Source organism: Caulobacter sp. P1_B12_2 (assembly GCF_056406675.1).
This window is the reverse complement of record NZ_JBFTZS010000323.1, coordinates 1-5,428: the sequence shown is the minus strand read 5'-3', so window position 1 is coordinate 5,428 and position 5,428 is coordinate 1. Positions and strand designations below refer to the sequence as shown.

5 protein-coding genes are annotated in these 5,428 nt (G+C 69.6%); 3 read left to right on the top strand and 2 right to left on the bottom strand.

Features of this window, described 5'->3' with window-relative positions:
- The first annotated feature begins 47 nt into the window (after positions 1-47).
- The 3 genes from AC1DZ6_RS18035 (at position 48) to AC1DZ6_RS18025 (ending at position 3,743) form a co-directional block, all read left to right on the top strand.
- On the top strand, positions 48-995 hold the full coding sequence (locus AC1DZ6_RS18035; protein ID WP_477098519.1) for an aspartyl protease family protein: 948 nt from the start codon (positions 48-50) through the stop codon (positions 993-995).
- Positions 996-1,041: 46 nt separating this feature from the next.
- Positions 1,042-2,832 carry a long-chain-acyl-CoA synthetase gene (locus AC1DZ6_RS18030; protein WP_477098518.1) on the top strand — a complete coding sequence of 597 codons (1,791 nt, stop codon included), beginning with the start codon at positions 1,042-1,044 and terminating at the stop codon, positions 2,830-2,832.
- 95 nt (positions 2,833-2,927) lie between these two features.
- A complete protein-coding gene (locus tag AC1DZ6_RS18025; protein ID WP_477098517.1) occupies positions 2,928-3,743 on the top strand; it encodes an alpha/beta hydrolase in 816 nt (271 codons plus the stop codon).
- Positions 3,744-3,869: 126 nt separating this feature from the next.
- Here the strand turns inward: AC1DZ6_RS18025 and AC1DZ6_RS18020 are convergent, their stop codons facing one another.
- A complete protein-coding gene (locus tag AC1DZ6_RS18020; RefSeq protein WP_477098516.1) occupies positions 3,870-4,769 on the bottom strand; it encodes a M23 family metallopeptidase in 900 nt (299 codons plus the stop codon).
- Between the two features lie 4 nt (positions 4,770-4,773).
- The coding region (locus AC1DZ6_RS18015; RefSeq protein WP_477098515.1) for a hypothetical protein at positions 4,774-5,428 on the bottom strand (655 nt) is incomplete at its 5' end.

Here is a 5,428-nt window from a genome sequence, read left to right as displayed (position 1 = left end):
GTCTCTAGCAGGGTATAGCCTCCTTCCGATGGAAGGAGGCTGTTTCCGTGGACAGTCCCGAGATTTCGCGACGGCGCCTGGCGGCCATGCTCGCCATGGCCGGTCTCGCACCCGCGCTTCCGGCCGCCGCTCTCGATCTTCCCGAACCGGCGTCGCCCGCCGATCCCACCAGGATCCAGGGCTTCACGCGGCGCCTGACCGTTCAAGCCAAGATCAACGGGCGCGGACCGTATCCCTTCCTTGTCGACACCGGCGCCAACGCCTCGGTGATCTCCAGCGAACTGGCGGCGGTGCTGAACCTGTCGACCACCGGTTCGGTGACCCTGCACGGCATTGCCGGGGTCGAGACGGTGGGAACGGTCAAGGTCGAGACCATCGCCGTCGGCCGCCGGGTGCGGCGCGGCCTCACCCTGTCGGTCCTGCCCGGACGATTCGTCCAGGCTCCGGGCGTTCTGGGCCTGGACTGGCTGGGCGGCCAGGGGCTGATCCTCGACTTCGCCCGCGACCAGATGCGAGTCGGGTCGGTGCCGCCGAACACCGACGAATATACGGTCAGCGTGCCGGTCAAGGCGCGCCGCAGCGGCCTTCACCTGATCGAAGCCGCCGTGGGCGGCGCTTCCGTGCTGGCCTTCATCGACACCGGCTCCACGACCACCGTGGGCAACATGGCCCTGATGCGCCAGGCGATGCGTGGTCGCAACGTGACCAGCGACTGGGCCGACATTCAGCTGGTCAGCCTCACGGGCCAGACCCTGGAGGGCAGGCTGGCGGCGCTCAAGACCCTCAGCCTGGGTCCGATCGTCATCCGCGACGTGCCGGTGGTGTTCGGCCCGATCCATACCTTCGAGTACTGGGACCTGGTTCGTCGACCCGCGATCCTGATCGGGATCGACATCCTCAACGCCTTTGAATCCGTCGCGCTGGATTTCACGCGCGGCCAGGTGCATTTCCGATTGTCGTCCAGTTCGGCAAATCGAGACGCCGCCGCGTCTTGACCGGCCGCTCGCCGCTCTCCAATGGTTGTTTGAACGGAGTGCGTCGATGAGTTTGCCGGCCAGGTTGAAGCGCGAGTTGAAGTTCCTGAAGGGACTCTCCCGCACCCTCAAGCGCGTGAAATCCATCGCGCCGGACAGCACCAACCTGATCTGCGACGATCTGGAGGCGGCCGTCGACAAGTGGCGCGACAGCCAGGCCATCGTCTTCGAAGGACGCTCGGTGAGCTATGCCGAGCTGGACGCCATCGCCAACCGCTACGCCCACTGGGCCAAGGGGCAGGGGATCACCCGCGGCCAGACGGTGGCGCTGTTCATGCCCAACCGACTGGAATATCTGGCGATCTGGTACGGCCTGTCGAAGGTCGGCGTGGCCACCGCCCTGATCAACAACCAGCTGACCGGCCCGGCCCTGGCCCATTGCCTGAACATCTCCCAGGCGCTGCACTGCATCGTCGATCCCGAGACCTCGCCGTGCTTCGAGCAGGTGAAGGCCTTGCTGGGCCGCCACGTCCAGCAGTGGGTGCTGGGCCCGGCCCACGGCGACCAGCGCGACCTGGCCAATGCGCTGAAGAGCTGCAGCCAACTGCGCCCCGACCGCCTGACCGCCCGCAACGGCCTGACCGCCCGGGACACCGCGCTCTACATCTTCACCAGCGGCACGACCGGCCTGCCCAAGGCCGCGCGCATCACCCACATGCGCGCCCAGCTGTACATGCGGGGCTTCGCCGGCTCGACCGACGCACGGGCCACCGACCGCATCTACGTGACCCTGCCGCTGTACCACGCCACCGGCGGCCTCTGCGCCATGGGCGCGGCCCTGCTGAACGGCGGGGCGGTGGTGCTGCGCAAGAAGTTCTCGGTCACCGCCTTCTGGGACGACGTGGTCGCTCATAACTGCACGATGTTCGTCTATATCGGCGAGCTGTGCCGCTACCTGGCCAACCATCCGGAAACGCCCAACGAGCACGCCCACAAGATCCGGCTGATCTTCGGCAACGGCCTGCGTCCCGACGTCTGGGACGTGATGCTGGACCGCTTCCGGGTCGGCGGCGTGCTGGAGTTCTACGGCGCGACCGAGGGCAACGTCTCGCTGTTCAACTTCGACGGCCGGCGCGGGGCCATCGGCCGAATCCCGGGCTATCTGCGCAGCAAGTTCAACATCCGTGTCGTCAAGTTCGACGTCGAGACCGAGACCCCGGTGCGCGGTCCCAACGGCTGCTGCATCGAGGCCGCGCCCGGCGAGGTGGGCGAGTGCATCGGCCACATCGCCAGCGACGCGCGCTCCAACTTCACCGGCTACGCCGACAAGGCCGCCACCGAGAAGAAGATCCTGCACGACGTCTTCGACAAGGGCGACGCCTGGTTCCGCACCGGCGACCTGATGCGCGCCGACGGCGACGGCTATCTCTATTTCGTCGACCGCATCGGCGACACCTTCCGCTGGAAGGGCGAGAACGTCGCCACCAGCGAGGTGTCCGAGCGCCTGTCGGCGGTGCCCGGCGTCAAGGAAGTCAATGTCTACGGCGTGACCGTGGGCGACCTGGACGGCAAGGCCGGCATGGCCTCGCTGGTCGTCGGACCCGAGTTCGAGATCGCCGCCCTGGCCGACTATGTCGACCGCGAGATGCCGGCCTACGCCCGCCCGATCTTCGTGCGTCTGCAGCCCGAGATCGAGACGACCGGCACGTTCAAATATCGAAAGATGGACCTGGTGAAGGACGGCTTCGATCCGGCCAACACCAAGGACCCGCTGTATTTCCGCGATCCGGCCAAGGGCTATGTGAAACTGACCAAGGCCGTGCACGCCAAGATCCTGGCGGGCGGCTACAAGCTGTAGGCGTCCGGCTCCGCTAGGGTCCTGGACGGTCACCCGGAGGGGGCATGGTCGGATCGATGACGCGGCGCGCGGGCTTGGTGGCTTTGGGGGGTTCTGTGCTCTCGGCCTGTTCGCCGCTGTCGYTGTTCGCGACCTTTGCGCCCAAGGACGCCGCCCGCCTGAGCGAGCGAGGCGTCGCCTATGGCCCGCTAGAGCGCCAGATGCTGGACGTCTATGCGCCCAAGCGTGAGACCGCTCTCGCGCCGGTGGCGGTGTTCTTCTACGGCGGCTCCTGGGATTCGGGCCGGCGACAGGATTATGGCTGGGTCGGACGCGCCTTGGCCGCCCAGGGCTTCCTGACGATCGTGGCGGACTACCGGCTGTATCCCGAGGTGCGTTATCCGGGCTTCGTCGAGGATGGAGCCCTGGCGGTGCGCTGGGCCGTCGATCACGCGCGGGCGCTGGGCGGTGATCCGGAGCGGATCGTGCTGATCGGCCACTCGGCTGGAGCCTACAACGCGGCCATGCTGGCCCTGGATGGCCGCTACCTGAGCGCCGCCGGCGTCGATCCCAAGGTCGTGCGCGCCTTCGCCGGCCTGTCGGGACCCTACGACTTCCTGCCGCTGGACGGTCCGGTCACGCAGCGGACGTTCGGCGCGTTTCCCGACCTGCCGGCCACCCAGCCGGCCGCCTACGCCCGCGCCGACAGCCCGCCGGCTTTCCTGGCCGCCGGCGACGACGACACCACCGTCAAGCCGCGCAACATCAAGGTCCTGGCGGCGGCGTTGCGCGCCAAGGGCGTGGCGGTGGACGAGCGGCACTATCCGGGTCTGAACCACGCCGACACGGTGCTGGCCTTGTCACGGCCGTTTCGCGGCAAGGCGCCGGTGCTGAGCGAGATGACGGCCTTCCTGAAGGGGCAGGCTCCGTAGTCCAGAACGGTTGTCATCCCGGACAAGCGCGCAGCGCGCCGATCCGGGACCGACCTGGAACGCGGCGCTCAGGCGTCGGTCCCGGGTCTGCGCTTCGCGTCGCCCGGGATGACAGCTTCAAAGCGCTTAGCTGCACGTCCCCCCGTTCAACTTCCGCTGATACGCCTCGGCCAGGCTCATATACGGCGGCAGGAAGGTGTGCAGCACCACGGCCTTGCCGTCGGTGGTCGTGCCCGACACCCCGGCCCGCAGCTCGAAGTGCAGGTGGATGGTGGTGGGCGTGCCGCCGAAGTCGTTGCTGACCTTGCCCAGCTTCTGGCCGGCGGTGACCGCGTCGCCTTCCTTCACCGCCAGCGTCGCCATCTGCATGTGCAGGTAGCGATAGACGCGGTGCGGGACGGCCGAGGCGGTCAGGGTGACCGTGTAGCTGCCCATGTCGGTGATCACGCCCTTCTCGGCCGCCACCGCCCAGTGAAGGTTCTTCTTGCAGGTGCCCGGACGGATGTCCTGACCCTGGTGGCCCGTGCCGCCGCCGGCGCACAGCGGATTGTCGCGCGAGCGGGCCTCGCAGAAGGTGTCGTGCCAGGGCAGGGCGTAGTTGACCGTGTCGCACTGGCTGGTGCCGGCCKGACCCATGCCGCCGCCGTGGCCGTAGACCTGGGAATTGGCGTAGGCGTCGTCCTGCAGCGGCCAGCACATCGCCGGCGACCACACCGTGCGGTCCAGATAGCCGTGACCCTGGCCGGCCGGAATCGCTCCGGGCGCGCCGTGGTCGAAGGTGGCGGGCGAGGGGGCGGGGGGCGTCGCCGGCGCGACCGGCGGACCGGGGGSGGGCGGGATCGGCTCGCTGGACGGCTGCTCGGCGCCGCCGTCGGACGGCTGGTCGTCGGGCGTCGGCGGACCGGGCTCGGGCGAGGCGGGTGTCTTGATCTCACCGCCCGGCGCGGGCGCGGGCTTGGTCTTGTCGTCGCAGGCGCCCAGGGCCAAGGCGAGAACGAGCGGAGACAGCAGGAGCAGCTTGCGCATGGTCTCAGCCCCCCAGGCCGGCGGCGGCGCGGGCGGCGGCGCCCATCACCACGGCGGTGGTCTTGGCGGCCAGGCCGCGCACATAGTTGTCGTCGACGCAGCGCGGATCGGTGGGCGCGTCGCAGCGCACCTCGACCGTATAGAGCACGCCGTAGCGGACGAAGCTGATCAGCTGGCCGTCGACCGTGCGCTGAGACGTCGCGCCCTCGGGCCCCATCGTGGTGATCTTCAGCGGCGTGCCGGCGGGCAGGGGGAGCACGGCGGTCGTGCCGCTGAGCGAGACGCCCGCGCCGGGCGCATCGGCGGTGATTGTGTAGTAGTCGCCGAACGAATAGATCCGCGCCCCGGCCAGCAGCTTGGCGTCGGTGGGCAGCAGGATCGGCACCTGGGTCCTGTCGATGGCGGCCTGGTTGAGGTTGGGCGCCAGGCGGTCGCCGCCGCCCGCCCGGGCCGCGCCGACGGCGGCCTGCCAGTCGATCCCGCGACCGGCGGCGCGCTGGGCCCTGGCCTCGGCGGCCTTGCGGTCGGCCTCCGCCTGGGCGGCCTCGGCGGCCTGACGGTCGGCGGCGGCCTTGGCTTCGGCGGCCTTGCGATCGGCCTCGGCCTGAGCCGCGGCGGCTCCGGTGTTGGCGGCGGCTGCGGCGGCGCGCCTGTCGGCC

What these genes read in the sequence shown, in the direction of transcription:
- AC1DZ6_RS18030 (WP_477098518.1), top strand. Translation starts at nt 1,042, where the DNA reads ATGAGTTTGCCGGCCAGGTTGAAGCGCGAGTTGAAGTTCCTGAAGGGA.